General features: G+C 61.9%; 18 protein-coding genes and 1 pseudogene. 9 read left to right on the top strand and 10 right to left on the bottom strand.

Annotated elements, in window-relative coordinates:
• Positions 1–264: 264 nt before the first annotated feature.
• The 3 genes from Q2941_RS38450 to Q2941_RS38440 form a co-directional block, all read right to left on the bottom strand.
• The gene (locus Q2941_RS38450) at positions 265–546 is read right to left on the bottom strand and encodes a hypothetical protein (RefSeq protein ID WP_458195740.1); all 282 of its coding nucleotides are present in this window, start codon (positions 544–546) and stop codon (positions 265–267) included.
• A gap of 17 nt (positions 547–563) precedes the next feature.
• The gene (locus Q2941_RS38445; protein WP_458195739.1) at positions 564–818 is read right to left on the bottom strand and encodes a hypothetical protein; all 255 of its coding nucleotides are present in this window, start codon (positions 816–818) and stop codon (positions 564–566) included.
• A gap of 118 nt (positions 819–936) precedes the next feature.
• The gene (locus Q2941_RS38440; protein ID WP_254109450.1) at positions 937–1,839 is read right to left on the bottom strand and encodes a LysR family transcriptional regulator; all 903 of its coding nucleotides are present in this window, start codon (positions 1,837–1,839) and stop codon (positions 937–939) included.
• Positions 1,840–1,966: 127 nt separating this feature from the next.
• On the opposite strand from Q2941_RS38440, the gene Q2941_RS38435 reads away from it, so the two are divergent.
• On the top strand, positions 1,967–2,743 hold the full coding sequence (locus tag Q2941_RS38435) for an SDR family oxidoreductase (RefSeq protein WP_371932994.1): 777 nt from the start codon (positions 1,967–1,969) through the stop codon (positions 2,741–2,743).
• A 33-nt stretch (positions 2,744–2,776) separates the two neighbouring features.
• A complete protein-coding gene (locus Q2941_RS38430; protein WP_458195738.1) occupies positions 2,777–3,799 on the top strand; it encodes a glutathione S-transferase family protein in 1,023 nt (340 codons plus the stop codon).
• 91 nt (positions 3,800–3,890) lie between these two features.
• On the opposite strand, the gene Q2941_RS38425 is transcribed toward Q2941_RS38430, so the two are convergent.
• On the bottom strand, positions 3,891–4,145 hold the full coding sequence (locus Q2941_RS38425) for a hypothetical protein (RefSeq protein ID WP_458195743.1): 255 nt from the start codon (positions 4,143–4,145) through the stop codon (positions 3,891–3,893).
• Here Q2941_RS38425 and Q2941_RS38420 point away from each other — a divergent pair.
• Positions 4,083–4,271 (top strand): annotated as a pseudogene (locus Q2941_RS38420) (alpha/beta fold hydrolase); the annotation flags it as partial. The gene Q2941_RS38425 and the pseudogene Q2941_RS38420 overlap by 63 nt on opposite strands.
• A gap of 82 nt (positions 4,272–4,353) precedes the next feature.
• Positions 4,354–4,920 carry an alpha/beta fold hydrolase gene (locus tag Q2941_RS38415; RefSeq protein WP_458195737.1) on the top strand — a complete coding sequence of 189 codons (567 nt, stop codon included), beginning with the start codon at positions 4,354–4,356 and terminating at the stop codon, positions 4,918–4,920.
• Between the two features lie 18 nt (positions 4,921–4,938).
• On the opposite strand, the gene Q2941_RS38410 is transcribed toward Q2941_RS38415, so the two are convergent.
• The gene (locus Q2941_RS38410) at positions 4,939–5,484 is read right to left on the bottom strand and encodes an SCO family protein (protein WP_458195736.1); all 546 of its coding nucleotides are present in this window, start codon (positions 5,482–5,484) and stop codon (positions 4,939–4,941) included.
• Positions 5,481–7,043, bottom strand: coding sequence for a linalool dehydratase/isomerase domain-containing protein (locus Q2941_RS38405; RefSeq protein ID WP_458195735.1), 1,563 nt, complete (start codon positions 7,041–7,043; stop codon positions 5,481–5,483). The genes Q2941_RS38410 and Q2941_RS38405 overlap by 4 nt, the downstream gene beginning before the upstream one ends.
• A gap of 937 nt (positions 7,044–7,980) precedes the next feature.
• Here Q2941_RS38405 and Q2941_RS38400 point away from each other — a divergent pair.
• Positions 7,981–8,109 carry a hypothetical protein gene (locus Q2941_RS38400; protein WP_256375278.1) on the top strand — a complete coding sequence of 43 codons (129 nt, stop codon included), beginning with the start codon at positions 7,981–7,983 and terminating at the stop codon, positions 8,107–8,109.
• A gap of 29 nt (positions 8,110–8,138) precedes the next feature.
• The gene (locus Q2941_RS38395; protein WP_458195734.1) at positions 8,139–8,546 is read left to right on the top strand and encodes a hypothetical protein; all 408 of its coding nucleotides are present in this window, start codon (positions 8,139–8,141) and stop codon (positions 8,544–8,546) included.
• Positions 8,547–9,085: 539 nt separating this feature from the next.
• Here the strand turns inward: Q2941_RS38395 and edd are convergent.
• The 4 genes from edd to Q2941_RS38375 form a co-directional block, all read right to left on the bottom strand.
• Positions 9,086–10,915: a phosphogluconate dehydratase gene (gene edd, locus Q2941_RS38390; RefSeq protein ID WP_458195733.1), complete on the bottom strand. Its 1,830-nt coding sequence runs from the start codon at positions 10,913–10,915 to the stop codon at positions 9,086–9,088.
• Between the two features lie 155 nt (positions 10,916–11,070).
• Positions 11,071–12,549 carry a glucose-6-phosphate dehydrogenase gene (gene zwf / locus Q2941_RS38385; protein WP_458195732.1) on the bottom strand — a complete coding sequence of 493 codons (1,479 nt, stop codon included), beginning with the start codon at positions 12,547–12,549 and terminating at the stop codon, positions 11,071–11,073.
• A gap of 51 nt (positions 12,550–12,600) precedes the next feature.
• Complete coding sequence (locus Q2941_RS38380; protein WP_458195731.1) at positions 12,601–13,560, bottom strand: carbohydrate kinase family protein; 960 nt, start codon at positions 13,558–13,560, stop codon at positions 12,601–12,603.
• Between the two features lie 118 nt (positions 13,561–13,678).
• Positions 13,679–14,917 (bottom strand): ROK family transcriptional regulator, encoded by a 1,239-nt coding sequence (locus Q2941_RS38375; protein WP_254109429.1) that lies wholly within the window; start codon positions 14,915–14,917, stop codon positions 13,679–13,681.
• A gap of 210 nt (positions 14,918–15,127) precedes the next feature.
• Here Q2941_RS38375 and Q2941_RS38370 point away from each other — a divergent pair, with 210 nt between their 5' ends.
• The 3 genes from Q2941_RS38370 to Q2941_RS38360 all read left to right on the top strand — a co-directional run bounded on the left by Q2941_RS38370 (position 15,128) and on the right by Q2941_RS38360 (position 18,133).
• Positions 15,128–16,147, top strand: coding sequence for a substrate-binding domain-containing protein (locus tag Q2941_RS38370; protein WP_458195730.1), 1,020 nt, complete (start codon positions 15,128–15,130; stop codon positions 16,145–16,147).
• Between the two features lie 106 nt (positions 16,148–16,253).
• Positions 16,254–17,336 carry an ABC transporter permease gene (locus Q2941_RS38365; RefSeq protein ID WP_458195729.1) on the top strand — a complete coding sequence of 361 codons (1,083 nt, stop codon included), beginning with the start codon at positions 16,254–16,256 and terminating at the stop codon, positions 17,334–17,336.
• Entirely contained in the window at positions 17,312–18,133 is an 822-nt protein-coding gene (locus Q2941_RS38360) for an ATP-binding cassette domain-containing protein (RefSeq protein ID WP_458195728.1), read from the top strand. Before Q2941_RS38365 ends, Q2941_RS38360 begins: the two co-directional genes overlap by 25 nt.
• The last annotated feature ends 41 nt before the right edge of the window (positions 18,134–18,174 follow it).

Here is an 18,174-nt window from a genome sequence, read left to right as displayed (position 1 = left end):
GCATGGCATGGGCGGTTTCGAGCAGCGAGCCGACGATCATGAACGGATCGCCCTCGCAAGCTTTGAGGATACCGGAGAGAGCGGCGCGGACGTCGGTCTGAAGCGGTTCGTGCTCATTCTGGGCGTGCTGCGCAGACGCTGCGGCCAAGTCTGGTGACGCTGGAATTTTCGACTGATGCAATGCGCCTCCGACGAAGGCGAGCATGCGTCCGTCGATTTGCCCTGCCTTGACCTGCTTGACGACATCGGCCTGAAAATCCGCGATCAGCTTGGCGGCGCCGCATAGCCCCGATCGGTACGGTAACGTAGATGCTCGACCAGCCGCTGCAGGAGAAACAGATATCCGATGGCAAGCACCTCATCGTTGCCGGCCGGAGGCATGTGCAGGGCAAGGCCTGCGAAAGCGGAAAATATTTCGCCTGGAGAGCTTTCGCAGTATCGAACGAGTTCGGGGCCGAACGGTGGTGGCCGACCCTTTGCGATCGCGCGCGCGATCCGTCTCGCATGGTCATCGGTCGGCGAAGATTTGGGTCCGACTCGGCTCATCGCGCTACCTCCACGAATCACGAGAGGATAGCCAGGAATCGCGCCTCGGCCTTTTTCAAAGTCGGAGATATCAACTCCATAAAGCCATGACGAGTTGCCCAGATCTTGCCCAAGTCCCAATGCGCAGAAGCGACCGGCAGCAAGTTCCCCATGAGGTGATCGGCGGCCCAATACGGCGATTGCGCGCCATTCGGAACAAAAATGCGAACTCGTATGTGATTGACATCGCGATCTGATTTTACATCACGAATTTCGGTGCCACCGGCCGTCACTATGTCCGGTTTCAGTCGGCCTCGCCGCTCGTTGAGGTTGGTATCAGCTCTGCGTAGGCCTGTGTCCATGGACCGGACAGAGCGCAATTGACCTGCGGGCAGCGGCCCGCGATCGCTGTCAATCCCACGGCGGCTTGCCCCGGAATGCCTCAACAAGGAAGTCCACCATCACACGCACCTTTGCGCTGACGTGGCGGCGGCTCGGATAAACGGCCAGCACATCGATCTCGCTCGTGTGATAGTCCGGCAGCAGCCGGACCAACCGGCCTTGCCGCAGATGCTCCCCGATCAGAAAGGTCGGCTGCAGGATCAATCCGAATCCGGCCAGCGCCGCCGCACAAGCCGTTTCGCCATTGTTGGTGTGGAAGATGTTGGACACCGGCACCGTGTGAAGCTTGCCGTCTCCGTCCAGCAACCGCCATTCGTCGGCCGAGGCGGAATAGGCGTACGCAATGCAAGCATGGCTCCTGATATCCTCCGGAGTCTGCGGCGCTCCATGTCGCGCGATGTAATCCGGTGATGCGCAGATGAAGTGATGAATGGCCGCGAGCTTGCGGCTGATCAAGCTCGGCGATCCACCGCGCGAGATGCGGACCGCCAGATCGAAGCCCTCGTCGACAAGGTCGACGAGCCGATCGACCAGACTGATGTCGAGCTCAATGTCCGGATAGCGCGCCATGAAACGCGGCCATAACGGCGCAAGGTGAAGGATGCCGAAGCTCAGCGGCGCGTTGATCCGCAGACGTCCGCGGGGCTGCATTGCGGCGGAGGACGCGATCGCCTCGGCCTCCGCCACCTCCTCCAGGATCGAGAGTGCGCGGTCATACAGCGTCTTGCCGGTTTCGGTCAGCGAAAGGCGCCTCGAAGTCCGGTTGAGCAAGCGCGCGCCGAGCATCTCCTCCAACTCATTGACGTAGCGGGTCACATTGGCCGGCGAGGTCTCGAGCTTGTCCGCGGCGCGGGTGAAAGAGCCTTGGCCAACCACCGTGGCGAACACCTCAAAAGCGCGCAGACGGTCCATGGGCAGCCCAGATCATTCATGAAAACTGAATCATATAACCAGTTTATGTACCTTCCTTCCAGTTCTGTGTGGGTCTAGGAAACTTCCCATCACGCCGCGGTTGGCGCGGCCGAACGGGAGAATGGAAATGGCACAAGGCACGGGACGTCTTTCAAACAAGGTTGCAATCGTGACCGGCGCGAGCTCGGGCATCGGCCGGGTCACGGCCAAGCTATTCGCTGCCGAAGGCGCGAAGGTGGTGGTTGGAGCGCGGCGCGAAAGCGAGCTGGCGAGCCTCGTCGCCGAGATCAAGGCCAGTGGCGGGACGGCTGTCGCACTCGCGGGAGATGTGCGATCGGAAGGTTATGCCAGAGCCCTCGTCGCATTGGCCGTGAAGACATTCGGCAGACTGGATATCGCCTTCAACAACGCGGGCACGCTCGGCGAAGGCGGCGCCTCGACAGAAGTCTCCGAGGCCGGCTGGAACGATGCCGTCGCGATCAACCTCACCGGCTCATTCCTTGGCGCCAAGCACCAGATCGCCGAGATGGTCAAGCATGGCGGCGGGTCGGTGATCTTCACCTCGACATTCGTCGGCTACAGCTCTTCATTCCCCGGCGTCGCCGCCTATGCCGCAAGCAAGTCAGGTCTGATCGGCTTGACGCAGACGCTCGCCGCCGAGTTCGGTCCGCAGAACGTCAGGGTCAATGCGGTCCTGCCCGGCGCGATCGAGACCGAGATGTATCGCGAGATGAACGATACTCCTGACAAGGCGGCCTTCATCACCAATCTGCACGCCCTGAAGCGGGTCGGACGGCCGGAAGAAGTCGCGCGCTCGGTGCTTTACCTGGCGTCCGAAGATTCCAGTTTCGTCACTGGGACGGCCTTGCTGGTCGACGGCGGTCTTTCGATCACCCGCACCTGAGGCGGTCGACAAACATCGTTCGGGGAGGCTGACATGGGATTACTGGTCGACGGTGAATGGCGCGACGCCTGGTATGCGACGAAGCCAAGCCGTGGCCGCTTCATTCGCAAGGACAGTTCCTTCCGTAACTGGATCACGGCCGACGGCAGCGCCGGCCCGACCGGTATCGGTGGCTTCAAGGCCAAAGCCGGCCGGTATCATCTCTACGTCAGCCTCGCCTGTCCCTGGGCACACCGCACACTGATCATGCGCGCGCTGAAGGGACTCGAGGACACGATCTCGGTATCCGCAGTACATTGGCTGATGCTCGAGCACGGCTGGACCTTTGCCGACGGTCCGGGCGTGGTCCCAGACACGGTCTACCGCGCGCAGTTCCTGCATCAGATCTATACGGCGGCCGATCCCTGCTACACAGGTCGCGTCACCGTTCCCGTGCTGTGGGACAAGCACACCGGCAGCATCGTCAACAATGAATCGTCCGAGATCATCCGGATGCTGAACTCGGCGTTCGACGGAAGCGGTGCCCGGCCCGGCGACTATTATCCGGCCGCACTGCGCGAACAGATCGACGCGATCAACGCGCGCGTCTACGACACCGTCAACAACGGCGTCTACAAGGCAGGCTTCGCCACGACCCAGGAAGCCCACGAAGAAGCCATCTTGCCGCTGTTCGACACGCTGGACTGGCTCGAGCAGCACCTTGCCGATCGGCGCTTCCTGCTCGGAGACAATCTGACCGAGGCCGATATCCGCCTGTTCACGACACTGATCCGGTTCGACGCGGTCTATGTCGGGCACTTCAAGTGCAACATCCGGCGATTGGTCGACTATCCGAATTTGTCAGCTTTTACGCGCGATATATACCAGTGGCCAGGCGTCGCCGAGACGGCGAATTTCGAGCATATCCGGCGGCACTATTACGAAAGCCACCGTTCGATCAATCCAACCGGGATCGTTCCGCTCGGTCCTGTCCTTGACTTCACCGCAGCGCACGGACGCGAGCGGTTGGCCGTCGCGAGCATTCCGCATGCCCACATGCTTCGGCCCGCGGGATAGATCGAGATCGCAATCCACAAGCACATACGTTCGCTCGGCCGAACAACAAGAGAGAGCCGTCATGTCCCGTCGTCTTGCGACACATCTTGCTTCATTGCTGACCGCCGTCGCACTCGCAGGCAGTGCCATTGCGCTGGCCGACAGTGCGCGGGCGCAGACGCCGGATTCCCGATCGCCCGCGCCGCGAAAGCCGGTGCAGCCGATCGGCATCGGCCTCGAGGACATCGAATATCCCCATCCCGTGAAGTTCTTCGACCTCACCATCGAAGGCCAGCAACTGCGCATGGCGTACATGGACGTGCCGCCCGCCGCTGCCGCCAACGGCAAGACCGTCGTGCTCCTTCACGGCAAGAGCTTTTCAGGCAACTACTGGGCGCACATGATCGCGACCCTGACCGCCCAAGGATACCGTGTGGTCGTGCCGGATCAGATCGGCTTCGGCAAATCGGCGAAGCCCGACATCCGCTATCGCTTCGATCTTCTCGCGCACAACACCAAGATGGTGCTCGACAGCCTCGGGGTGAGCCGCGCCGCGATGCCATTCCTTCGGCGGCATGCTCGCGGTTTATTTTGCCCGCAACTATCCGGAAGCGACGGCGGTGCTGGCCCTGGAGAATCCGATCGGCCTCGAAGACTACCGCAGCGCCATCCCGCCACAGCCGATCGAAGCGCTGGTGAAGACCGAGATGTCACAGACGCCGGAAAGCTATCGTGCCTTCATGGCGGCCTTCTTCGTCGGCTGGCCGACAACGGCACAGCAATATGTCGACATCTTCTCGCGCGTGCTGTTGAGCGCCGAGTATCCGCGCTGGGCGCGGGCATCGGCGCTGACCTACGACATGATCTTCAACGAGCCGATTCGTCATGAATACCGCCTCTTGAAGATGCCGGTCCTGCTCACGATTGGGCAGAACGACCGCAGCGTATTCTTCCGCCGCTATGCTCCGCCGGAAGCGATCAAGCCGCTCGGCAATTGGCCGGAACTTGGCCGCCAGGCCGCCAAGGATATCCCCGATGCCAAGCTGGTTGAAATCGACCACGCCGGGCACCTCCCGCACATCGAGCAGCCGGAGCAGACCGAAGCAGCCCTCGCGGCATTTCTCGCAGAGCGGTTTCATTAGCCGGGAACTCCGTCGGGTCTATCTCGTCGGCGCGCGTTCGCAAGGCGCCCTGTCGGATTCGAGCAGCGACCTCAAACGGCCTGCTATTTCCTCTGCGGAGAGAGCGTCGCTAAAGTGAGCTGCAAATCTGCCCTGGGGATCGATGAGATAGGTTATCGCGGTGTGCGGGATCGCGTAGTCACCCTTGCTAGCTTGGTCATCCCTTCTTTGCGCGAAGACTCGAAACGCTCCCTTGACGTGATCGATCTGCTCCCGCGACCCCGTCAGCCCGGTAAATCGCGGATATGATCGCAGAAACGAGCGCATCACGGCTGCTGTGTCACGTTCCGGATCGACGGTAATGTAAATCGGTCGTATCCGGTCGGCGAGTGGACCGAGTGAATCCAGCGCTGCCGTCAGCTTCGTGAGCGCACGCGGGCACACCACCCGGCAGTGGGTGAAACCGAAGAAAATCAGCACGTGGAAACCACGATAGGTCTCGTCCGAGACATCCTGGCCATGGTGATCCATCAGACGAAACGGCCCACCGATCGACGCCGGCGACAAGCTCCCAGTGCCGCTCACTTGGAATCCTGCTCGCCAGGTTCAAACGCCATCACGCATGAATGTGCAAAACGCTCGGGGCAATGGAGCACCACGTCTTCACCGTCGATTTTCACTTGAACAGATCCCGCGATCTGCACGTTGGTTGCCGAGCCCCGTGCGAATACCTCTCCGTCACAAGCCAGCGACCATGGACCGCGGGCCAAAGCCCTTGCGATCCGCACCACACCATCGCCCGAAACGTCACCCCGCCGCTCGACCGCGAAGTTCAACCGGTTGTTCTCTGAATCAAATATCGCACGGCTGACATCGACATCTGATCCGACAGCAACGATGGCCGGCTCTTCAAAGTGAGCCGATTTCCAAGGCTCGTTGTACAAGTGCCAGAGCCCATCGGGAATATTGAGCCGAGCGTAGCCCAAGAGCACGTTTCCAGACATCGGTTCGACCAACGTCCGGACGCCTTCGGAATTTTCGACCATGTCGTTGCGCGGATAGTACAATCCGCCATCAAGCCAGGCCGGAGCCATATAACGATCGGCGTGCGCCAGTAGCCCCCGCAGCGTTTCGGCATCTCCCATTTCCGAGGCCCACGCAGCAATCCAACCGAAATCGCAATCATCGGTGACGATACGCTGACCCATGACTTCTGGTCGTACCGGCACATTGATTGAAAGCGCGCCATCGACGCCGGGCTTCAGAAAGTCGCGAATCTGCCTCGGATAATGTTCGTGGACAAATTCGCGATTCCACATGTTGAGCAATGCACCGGTCCACGCGTCGACCCACGGCGACTTACCAACATTCTGGCGCACCGCCTTGGTGTCCTGGGCCAGCATGATGTGATAATGGCCGTTGTCACCGATGCGGCCAAAATCCCTCCAGGCCTGCTCATAGCCTCGCGTCACCTCCTCGGCAATCGATCCGCCGTTGATAAGATCATGCATCCGGAAGCCAAGAATCGCGGGCTGATTGCATATCTGAAATACGCAGTTCGGCTCGCAGGCGACACCGAGATAGCCAGATTCCACCATCTGCCAGTAGATGTGATCGTTGAGGGAATTCTGGTCATACTCGAAGCACTTTTCCTTGCCTCCCCAAAAATAAGACCAGAAGCGAAAAGTGAGCGCAGCGGGGCGCGCGTAGCGAGCATCGTTAAAGAGATAGCAATATAGCAGCGCCATCGATTGAACGTAGGCGCTGTACATGATGTTATCTCGACCGACCGGATTCCATTCCTCGCGATAGTTCGCCGAGAGGTGAGCGTTGAAGATGCTTCCACCACGGCTCACGTCGCGCCAGTACATCCAGACTTCCGGTAAGAGCATCTTTTCGATCAGCCGCTCGAAGACCGGCTTGAACACACCGGGCGCCGCGGGCAGACGATGCCTATGGGTCAGCGCCAGGGCGTAGGCCATATAGGCGAGCTGAAAGCGAAAGCCGCCGAAATCCTCCTGCCCGTACCCCTTGCCTTTCATCAGTTTCCACTGATTGGGCAGCTGAAGGGAGAGATTGTCGAAATGACGGATGTGACCAATCTGCAGCTTGTTCAAGCTCTCAAATGCATAGCTGCTGCTCATGGACATCTCCCGAGACCGAGCACGGCCGAAGCATGGGTCATCTCCGCCATCTTGCCCATGGCACAGACATTTCTACAACAGTCTCGAACTTCGCCGATTTCCTGGAACCGATTTGGTACGGCTCGACGACGCGATCGCCCAGGACCGGCGTTTGCGCTGCAAATCGGGTTCGCAGCTCTATTCTGAATGGTGGGGAAATGGCGCGCCCGACACGACTCGAACGTGTGAGTCGCTTGATGGCGTTTTCGTCGATGATGGGCCGTTGGAGGAACAGGTTGTGGCCAGGGCGAAATCGCATCTTGCGGCCGCCGTAGCCCAAATGGTGGGGTTCGGTCGAGGAAGGTCGAAAATGCTTTGTCTTTCAATGGGGGTTGACTGACTCCCTCTCCGCCAGCCGCAAAGGCCACCGAAGTTGCAGGTGCAGGGTGCGCAGAAGCGGGCCGAGGGTCGGGATTCGTCGGTCGGACTGGACCTGCTCCAGAGCAGCGGCGTTCGCGACGAGGTCGGCGATGTGGTCGGCGGCAAATTGCGGAACGCCGGCTGCGCACCGGCGCATGGCCTTGATGCCGGGACGCCAGCGTTGTGGCGTCGTCGCATGTCGGGCGGACCCTGCCCGATTGTTGCCCAGGCGCCACAGCGGCCGCCCAAGTGCCGCGAGTACCGCCCAGGCAGATATCGTGTATCGAGGAGTCCAAGACGCGCGTCCTTCCTTGGGTCATTTGCGCGCAGCGGCTGCTTCGGCCGTAGCACCAAGGGTTGCTTTGTGGCGCGCAGGACGACGGTGAATCTGGCAGCCAGCGTTCGCCCGGCGCGATCTCTGGTGATCTTTTGAAGCGTCCTGCGGGGGTGGCCTTTGCTTTCACGTCAATTCGGCTCGGCTGAGTCTGCTTCCCATCAGCTTGTGTCCGATCGGGCGCGGCTGCTCGCGAGCAGCGCGATGGTCGGCGGGGTGTTGCGCACCCTCGTCGAAGACGACGCCGGCGGCGGCGCGAGCGTGGTCAGGGCTCGGGGCAGAAACTGGTACGTCGAAAATCAGGCGCTCGAAAGCGCGATGACACCGAAATAGATTTTGGAGCGGAGGCGGAATAGCAGGCAATGAAGGCTTTCTCGACAATCGTACTTGCAATCGTCCTTTCGCAAGGCGCTCCGGCCTTTGCGCAGACTTCGAAAAAAGCTCCGCCCGCCGTGCAGGCAGAGTTCACCGAGTTCATTGCCAGGTTCCGAGCGGCGCTGAAGGCTAACGATGCCGTAGCGGTCGCGGGCATGGCGAAACTACCGTTCGACGGAGACGCTGCCGTCACCAATGCCGCGCAATTCCAGACAAAGATTTACAGAGCCTATTTCTCCACGAAGGTCCGCGCATGCATCCAGCGCGGCGCGGCTGTCTATGATCGCGACCAGGAGAACAACGACAACTACCACATCTTGTGCGGAGAGATGATTTACACCTTCACAAAAACGCCCGCCGGATTTCTGCTGAGGTATATCGGAGAGAATGATTAGACGGTTGAAAAGTCCCGGGGGGGACAAAATGCCAAAATCAAAATATTCCATGCGGCTTCAGATTTTGGCATTCTTGATGCTGGCGGCCCGCAACGACGGACCTCATATGGAGTGCGCGGCGGGAGGTTAGCCTCGCGACGTCATCGCCGATGACCTGATCATGCCTTACCATTGGCGGGATCCGGTCAAACGTTGGGGATCTGTCCATTTCCGCGGAGTATGGGCAATTGCGGGTTCGATTTGCCTTCTGCTCGGTGCTGCGGGTCTCGCCATTCTGGCTTACGGGGTCATCGGCACGAAACCAAGCGCAAAGCCCCAAACGAAATTCTACAGAAATTTGGCTACCGCATTGATCACCGTCGGCGCGCTCTTCTTCCTCGGAGTGTCGTATTTCGCCCAGGTGTTCGTCCGATGAGGATCATCGCTTTGGCAGGACGGAGATCAGGATAGGGCAATAGCGTAGGAGAATTGCCCGTCATCGTCGTTCACGGTCCGCCATGAAATCAATCGATCGTTGATGGTCATGGCTTTTGCCGCCTTCAACCGGCAAAAACGCTTGCGCCGGTATCGGCGCAACTGACCCGCTCGCGGAAGAAGCCGAAGAGCTCACGACCGACCCCCACATGCGCTGCGGAGAGATCGGCTTGCGCGTGGGCTCGCGTGGCCCATTCGCTCGGCTCGACAAGCACCTCAAGCCGGCCGGCGGCGGCGTCGAGTCGAATGACGTCGCCGTCGCGAATCCGAGCAATCGCACCGCCGTCGGCGGCTTCAGGAGTGACGTGAATGGCTGCAGGAACCTTGCCGGAGGCGCCTGAGAGCCGCCCATCCGTGACAAGCGCGACCTTCAGGCCACGATCTTGAAGTGAGCCAAGCGGCGGCATCAGCTTGTGCAGCTCCGGCATGCCGTTGGCCTTGGGGCCCTGGAATCGCACCACCGCAACCAAATCGCCTGCGAACTCACCCGCAGCGAACGCCTTTTGCAGATCGTCCTGGGAATGGAAGACGCGTGCAGGAGCTTCGATGATATGGCGCTCGGTCGCGACTGCAGATGTCTTGATGACGGCGCGTCCGAGATTGCCGTTGAGAACCCTAAGACCGCCTGTTGCGTGGAACGGATCGGCAATTCCTCGAAGCACGGCAGGATCGCCACTTGCGACCGGTCCGTCGTGCCACGTTAATGCTCCGTCGGCATCGAGCGCCGGCTCCTGCAGGTAGGCGTCGAGTCCATCGCCGCAGACGGTCAGGACGTCGCGGTGCAGAAGCCCCGCCGCCAGCAATTCCCGTATCAACATGCTCATCCCACCGGCAGCATGAAAATGATTCACATCTGCCGAGCCGTTGGGATAGATGCGCGCGATCAGCGGGATCACCTGCGCGAGGTCGGCGAAATCGTCCCAGGTGAGCATGAGTCCAGCTGCGGCAGCCATGGCAACCAGATGCAGCGTCAGGTTGGTCGAGCCGCCGGTCGCGTGCAGTCCGACGATGCCGTTGACGAAAGCGCGCTCGTCGAGCATGCGGCCGATCGGGGTATATTGATTGCCGAGCGAGGTGATGTTCAATGCCCGTTTGGTGGCCGCGCGAGTCAGCGCATCGCGCAAGGGCGTGTTCGGGTTCACGAAGGATGCGCCCGGCAACTGCAGGCCCATGATTTCCATCAGCATCTGGTTGGTATTCGCCGTACCGTAGAAGGTGCAGGTCCCGGCGCCGTGATAGGCCTGCGCTTCGGCCTCCAGGAGAGCTTCGCGACCGAGCTTTCCTTCCGCGTAGGCCTGCCGGATTTTTGACTTGGCGTCGTTGCCCAGGCCCGAGGTCATCGGACCGGATGGAATGAATACCGCGGGCAAATGCCCGAACGAGAGCGCGCCGATGACAAGACCCGGCACGATCTTGTCGCAAATGCCGAGAAACACCGCGGCATCGAAGGTTTGATGCGACAGCGCGACTGCAGTGGACAAGGCGATGACGTCCCGCGAAAACAGCGAGAGCTCCATCCCCGATTCGCCTTGCGTGATGCCGTCGCACATCGCCGGAACGCCGCCGGCGACCTGGGCAACGCCACCTGCTGCGCGCGCGCTCTGGCGGATCAAATCAGGGAAACGCTCGTAGGGCTGATGAGCCGACAGCATGTCGTTGTAAGCCGTGACAATTCCGAGACTGGGAACGCGGCCATCCTGCATCAGCTTCTTGTCGTGCGCCCCGCAAGCCGCAAAGGCGTGGGCCTGATTGGCGCATCCCAATCGCCGCCGTACCGGTGTGGTGGCCGCTGCCGCGATGCGGTCGAGATAACGTGCGCGGCTGTCGTGGCTGCGGCGAGCAATGCGATCCGTCACCTCGGCGACCCGTGCATTGACCCTTGCATCGATCTTCATACAAGCCTCCTGTTTGCGAATTGTCCGTCTGCAATGCCTGGCTCTGCGCCATCGGCGCGGCTACGCCGCTCGAGCGGACGGGACCCGCTGCCGATGTCCGGCAGGCGCTGACGGCAACGGGAGCGAAAGAGTTCGATCTCTGAACGGATCAGGGATCATGGGCCGTCCTCCGCCCATGTTCGGCCATCGCGTTCGATCAAGGCGACGGCGGCGGAGGGGCCCCAGCTGCCGGCGACATAGGGGCGGGGGGGCTCATTCATCTGGCTCCACGCCTGACGGATCGGATCGATCCAGCACCATGCTGCTTCGACCTCGTCCCGGCGCATGAACAATGTGGCGTTCCCGCGGACCACGTCCATCAACAACCGTTCGTAGGCGTCCGGCACCGAGACGTCGAATGCTTCCGCAAAGCTCATGTCGAGGGGGGTATATTGCAACCGCATGCCCCCCGGCCCGGGCTCCTTGATCATGAGCCACAGCTTGATTCCCTCGTCCGGCTGCAGGCGGATCACGAGTCGGGTCTGCAAAGCTTTTCCCGACTCCGAATTGAAGATCGAATGAGGGACCTTCCGGAAAGTCACGACAATCTCGGAGCTGCGTTGTTGCAGCCGCTTTCCGGTGCGCAGGTAGAAGGGAACGCCGGTCCAGCGCCAATTCGCAACCGCCACCTTGAGCGCCACGAAAGTCTCGGTCGTACTCTGGCGATTGGCGATCTCGTCGGTGTAGCCTGGAACCGCTATGCCGTTGCATGCGCCGGCTCGGTATTGACCCGGCACCGTCAGGACCGCTGCGTTTGTATCGTCGATACGCTCAAGCGACTTGAGAACCTTGAGCTTCTCATCGCGAACGGCGGCGGCTTCGAGCGAATATGGCGGTTCCATCGCGACGAGACACAACAGCTGCAACAGATGGTTCTGCACCATATCGCGCAGGGCGCCCGACTCGTCGTAGTAAGCGCCGCGTTCCTCCACGCCAATGGATTCGGCGACCGTGATCTGCACATGGTCGATGTGGGCGGCATTCCACAGCGGCTCGAACAGCGCGTTGGCAAAGCGCAGCGCCATAAGATTCTGTACCGTCTCCTTGCCGAGATAGTGGTCGATCCGGTAGACGCGCTCCTCCGGGAAAATCTTGCCGACGGTTTGATTGAGCCGGACCGCGGACTCAACATCCTTGCCGATCGGCTTCTCGATCACGATGCGAGAATCGCCTTTTGCAAGACCGTAACGACCCAGTCTCTCGCAGATCGGTCCGAACAGATGCGGTGCAGTCGCTAGATAATGGACCTGGATGCGTTCGGCGTACTTCGACAAAGCGGCCGCAAGATCGGTCCACCCGTTCTCGCCTTCTGCGTCGGCGGCCACGTAGTCGAGGCGCGCCAGGAAGCGATCGAGTTCGGGTCCGGTCGTTTTCGATTCCGGCACATGTTCCAGGATCGCAGAGCGCACCATTGCAAGGAATTCATCCCGGGGCATTGGGCCGCGGGCAACGCCGAAAATGGTCGCCGCATCGGGGAGCTGGCCCGCAAAATCGCGACGAAACAGCGCCGGCAAGAGCTTGCGGCGCGCAAGATCGCCCGTCGCTCCGAAGACGGTCAGGACAAAGGGAGCCACCGGGATCGCGCGGCTTTTCATGCGCGCCCCTGCCTCAATTCGAACCGATCCGATGCTGCCATCTTGCATTCGTCAGCCTCTCAGACGTGGACTCAGACTTGCTGTGACGTCGGCCGCAGTCGGCAGATCGGCGCCACTGCGGGAGACGGTGATGGCGGCGGCCGTCGTCGCATAAGCGAGCAGGTCGCAAATCGTCGACGGCTCGAGCGTCTCGATCGCCTCGGGATGTAGCCTTCCGGTCTTTGCGAGTTGCGCGAGCAGTGCCGCGTGGAAAGTATCGCCAGCGCCCACAGTGTCGCGCACGACGACCGGGCACCCCGGCACCGAAACGCTACCTCTTGCGGAAAAGGCGGTTGCTCCCTTCGCGCCCTCGGTCACCACCACCAGGCCCGCCCCGCAGTTGAGCCAGTAGGCGGCGGCATCGGCGATCGAGACACGGCCACCCCATGCAATGCGGATGTCCTCGTCACTTGCCTTGATCATCGTGGCCGTCCGGTAGAAGCGTTCCGCAGCGGCGGCCCAGCTTTCCAGATCGCCGACGACGGTCGGACGTAGATTCGGATCGACGCTGATGACGCGACGCCGGTGCTCGCGTTGGGCAAGCGCGGCAAATGTGGAGCCCACCGGTTCAACCGCCATGGAATAGGAGCCGAAGGTCAACGCCTGAATATCGTCCGGCAGCGTTGCGGGAAGATCGGCAAGCCGAAGCGAACGATCCGCCGCGCCCTCGCCATGGAACGCGTAGTTCGGCTGACCTTCATCGGTTGTCGCCACGACCGAAATCGTGGACAGCCGATCGGTGCGCACGAGAAAGCGATCGTCCACTCCTTCGCGTGCGAGCCCGTCCGCGAGGAACGCGCCGAACTGATCGCGCGAGATACCACCGAGAAAGGCCGTTTCAACGCCAAGCCGGGCGAGGCCGATCGCGACATTGAAAGGAGAGCCTCCGGCAACAGCGCGGGCCGACATTTCCGCTTCGTCGCGCGCCTTCATAAACAGATCGATGAGCGCTTCGCCGCACACGAGAATCATGATGCCGCGACCATGTTGATCGAAACAATCATCAAGGCCGTTCGGCGCAAGCCGCGAAGGGCATCTCCGTCAGGGGCGATCATACGCTGGGGGAGGGGAGCCATTCCGTTGACCATGCTCACTCCTTGAAGAGCACGTCGTAATCGCGAGCGAATGCCGCGAGCAACGGCAGCGCCGCGCCGCCAATCGCGCGCGCATCCCGCCCGATCGAGCCCTCCACCACTACGGCGTCGGTGAGGCCCTGGCGGTCCATGCGCGCCCAATATTCATTGGTGCGCGAAACGAGGCGCCGGCGCACATCGACCGGAAAGGCCCCGTCGATGATGATGGCTTCGAAGTCGATGACTGCCAGCGATGCGGCGATCGCCTGCGCCAGGGCCTCGGCGGCCTCCGCAATCCAGGCTTCGAGCGGCTCGTCGAAGCTCGACCAGTCGTCGGGCGAGAGCCAGATATCGGTACCGTGTCGACCAGCGGCGATCAGTCGTCGCTCCAGCCGGTAGATGGAGGCGGTGCGGATCAGCTGTTGAAGGCTTGTCGCGCCGTTTTCCTCGCGCCGCATGATCGGCATGGAGCCGAGCGCGCCGGCGTTGCCGCTGCGGCCCGGGAAGAGACTGCCGTTGAGGGCGATGCCGCCCCCGACGAATGCGCCGACGTAGAAATATGCGAAGTCGCGATAAGCTGCGCCGGCACCGAAGTTTAGTTCGGCCGCGCATGCCGATGTTGCGTCGTTGCAGACGCGCACCGGCCATGAGCCGAAGTGGCGCGAGAGCTCGGCGGCAACGTTGAAGTCACGCCACTTTCCCAGCAGGCCCGGCGGCGTTTGCAGATCCGCTTCCCAGTTCCACAACTCGAAGGGCATTGCGACGCCAATGCCGCTGATTCTGCCTTGCTGGGCTTCAGGCAATGCTGCGAGCAGATCCGGCATCTCGCGTTCTACAAACGCCATGATGTCTTCGGGCAGGGGGAAGGAATAAATCGTGCGGCGCCTCGCGCGGATGCTGCCAATGAAATCCATCAGCACCAGATCGGAACTGCGCCGGCCGATCACCAGACCGAGTCCGAAGGCACCGTCCGGGTTGAGCGAATAAGGAACAGAAGGCTGGCCGATGCGGCCGCGCTGCGGTTCGCCCGCGAGCAGCAGGCCATCAGCCTCCAGCCGGTTGATGATCACGGTTGTCGTCTGGGTGGAAAGACCGGTCAGGCGCGCGATCTCGACCTTGGCGAGACTGCGATGGCGCCGAATGAGGGACAGGATCAGGCGCTCGTTATAGAGCCTCACGCCCGACTGGGTCGTGCCGCGGCTCCCGCCCGACAAGGCGGCCGGGAGATTCCCCGCAAGCGGTGCTGTTTCGTCCATCCTCGGCTCCCCAAACTCCGTGGTCATTTGCCGTCGCCGTGGTCTTATGGCCCATCCTGGGCGGTTGCTCGTGACAATGTACGAATCCGGTGGCCGGAGTCAATTAATAAATCGGGATGATTTATTTATTGACAGAACCGTTCTCGTCCTTCTAGGATCATCAGAACGCGGTCCAACCGCGGCCAACAAATGTTCCACGGGAGGGAATAAATGCGTCAACCATTCGGACTATTCGCTGCGCTCGTGCTCGCTCTGGGCGCCACCGGCGCCTCCGCTGCCGACAAGCCGATCGTCGGCCTCATCACTAAGACCAATACCAACCCGTTCTTCGTGAAGATGAAGGCGGGCGCCGAGGAGGCGGCCAAGTCGAATGACGTTGAGCTGCGCTCCTTCGCCGGCAAAGTCGACGGCGACAACGAGAGTCAGGTCGCAGCGATCGAGAACCTGATCGCGGCCGGCGCCAAGGGCATCCTGATCACGCCGAACGACTCCCGCGCCATCGTGCCGGCCGTCGAGAAGGCGCGCGCTGCTGGCATTGTGGTCATTGCTCTCGATACGCCGCTCGATCCCGCGACTGCGGCGGACGCGACCTTTGCCACCGACAATTTCCTGGCCGGTCAGATGATCGGGCAGTGGGCTGCCAAGATGCTGGGGCCCAAGGCGGTGTCCGCGAAGATCGCGCTGCTGGACCTCAACGTGAACCAGATCTCGGTTGATGTCGCCCGCGATCAGGGTTTCCTCAAGGGCTTCGGTATCGATCTCGGCAATCCCGCCAAGATTGGTGACGAGAAGGACGCGCGCATCGTCGGACATGATGTGACGCTCGGCAGCGAGGAAGGCGGTCGCAAGGCGATGGAAAATCTGCTGCAGAAGGATCCGGGCATCTCGCTGGTCTACACCATCAACGAGCCGGCGGCGGCGGGTGCCTACGAGGCGCTGCGTTCGGTCGGCCGCGACAAGGACGTGCTGATCGTTTCCGTGGACGGCGGCTGCCCCGGCGTGCGCAATGTGAAGGACGGCGTCATCGGCGCCACCTCCATGCAGTTTCCGCTGCTGATGGCTGCGAAGGGCGTCGAGGCGGTGAAGGTCTACGCCACGGGCGGCGGCAAGCCCAAGGCGTCGCCCGGCATGGACTTCCTCAACACCGGCGTCGAACTCGTCACCGACAAGCCGGCCGCCGATCTGCCGTCGATCGACAGCGCGGCCGCATTGAAGAAGTGCTGGGGCTGATCCCCAAAGCGTTCCCCTGACAAGGCAGGCGCCCGGAGGACGGGCGTCTGAGAATAACGCAAACGTTTGCTCCGAACCTGGCTCGGTACGCAAGAGGAAACCGGCGATGACCGATATCGGAAATGCCCACCCTGGTGGTCAGGCCTTCGAGCTCGTGCTCGACAAGAGCGAAAACCGCGTGGCCGAATTCGAGGTCCGCGCGAAGTCACCCCTGCAGAAGCTGCAGCACCTTCTCCACGCCAATCCCACGGCCGTGCCGGCGATCGTGCTCCTGCTCAGCGTCGCGGCGTTCGGATTCACCGTCGGCTCGCGCTTTCTGTCGCTGTTCAACCTGTCGCTGATCATTCAGCAGGTTACCATCATCGGCGTGATCGGGGTTGCCCAGACGCTGATCGTCATCACGGCCGGCATCGATCTGTCGGTCGGGGCCGTCATGGTGCTGTGCTCCGTGATCATGGGCAAGCTTGCGATCGCAACAGGGCTCGCGGCGCCGCTGGCGCTCCTCATCGGTCTTGCCGTGGGTGCGGGTTGCGGGGCCATGAACGGCGTGCTGGTGACGCGCCTCAAGCTGCCGCCCTTTATCGTCACGCTCGGGACCTGGTCGATCTTCTTCGCCCTCAATCTCTGGTACTCGGCCTCCGAGACCATCCGCTCGCAGGAAGTGGCGAAGACCGCTCCGCTGCTGCAGGCACTTGGAACGCCGGTGGATGTCTTCGGCGCCCGCTTCACCTACGGCTCCTTTTTCATGCTGGGGCTCGTGGCCTTCATCTGGTTCGTGCTGAACCGCACAGCCTTCGGACGCCACCTCTATGCGGTGGGCGACGATCCCGATGCTGCCCGGCTTGCCGGTATCCGGACCGGCCGCATCCTCTTCGCCGTCTATGTGATCGCTGGCACGATCTGCGCGCTCGGCGCCTGGGCGCTGATCGGGCGCATCGGCTCGATCAGCCCGCAGGCCGGCCAGACCGCCAATCTCGACAGTATCACGGCGGTGGTGGTCGGCGGCGCCAGCCTGTTCGGCGGCCGGGGCTCGATCATCGGCACGCTGATCGGCGCCTTGATCGTCGGCGTATTCCGCAACGGGTTGGCACTGTCCGATGTAGACGTACTCTGGCAGGAATTCGCCGTCGGCTGGCTGATCATTGTTGCTGTGGCCCTCGATCAATGGATCCGCAAGGTGTCGGCATGAGCATCGCATCCAACACATCCAACACTCTTCAGCCGCTTCTGCAGGCGCGCGGCCTCGTCAAGCGCTATGGTCGCGTGACGGCGCTCGATGACGCCGATTTCGATCTCTACCCCGGCGAAATCCTCGCCGTCATTGGAGACAATGGCGCGGGAAAGTCCTCGCTGATCCGCGCGCTCTCCGGAGCACTCACTCCCAACGCGGGCGAGATCAGGCTCGATGGCAAGCCCGTCGCGTTCCGCTCGCCTCTCGATGCGCAGGCTGCAGGCATCGAGACCGTGTATCAGACGCTTGCGCTGTCCCCGAGTCTATCGATCGCCGACAACATGTTCCTTGGGCGCGAATTGCGCCGGACGGGGCCGCTCGGCACGGTCTGCCGCATGCTCGATCGCAAGGCCATGCAGCGCATCGCCCGCGAAAAGCTCACGGAGCTCGGGCTCATGACCGTGCAGAGCATCAATCAGCGCGTCGAGACACTGTCGGGAGGCCAACGCCAGGGCGTGGCGGTGGCGAGGGCCGCGGCCTTCGGTTCGCGCGTGGTGATCCTGGACGAACCGACTGCGGCGCTCGGGGTCAAGGAATCCCGTCGTGTGCTCGAATTGATCCTCGACGTGCGGCGGCGAGGTCTGGCGGTCGTCTTGATCAGCCACAACATGCCGCACGTGTTCGAGATCGCGGATCGTATTCACATCCATCGGCTCGGCCGGCGGCTCACCGTGATCGATCCCAAATCCTATACGATGTCGGATGCCGTTGCCTTCATGACCGGCGCGCGGGCACCGGTCGAAGCAGCAGCCTGATCGGTCCGCCATCCCGATCGAATTGTCCTGGCTGACCCTCT

It is taken from the genome of Bradyrhizobium sp. UFLA05-153 (assembly GCF_054185185.1).
Note: the sequence above shows the minus strand (reverse complement) of the source record. Positions and strands in the feature narration are given on the sequence as shown.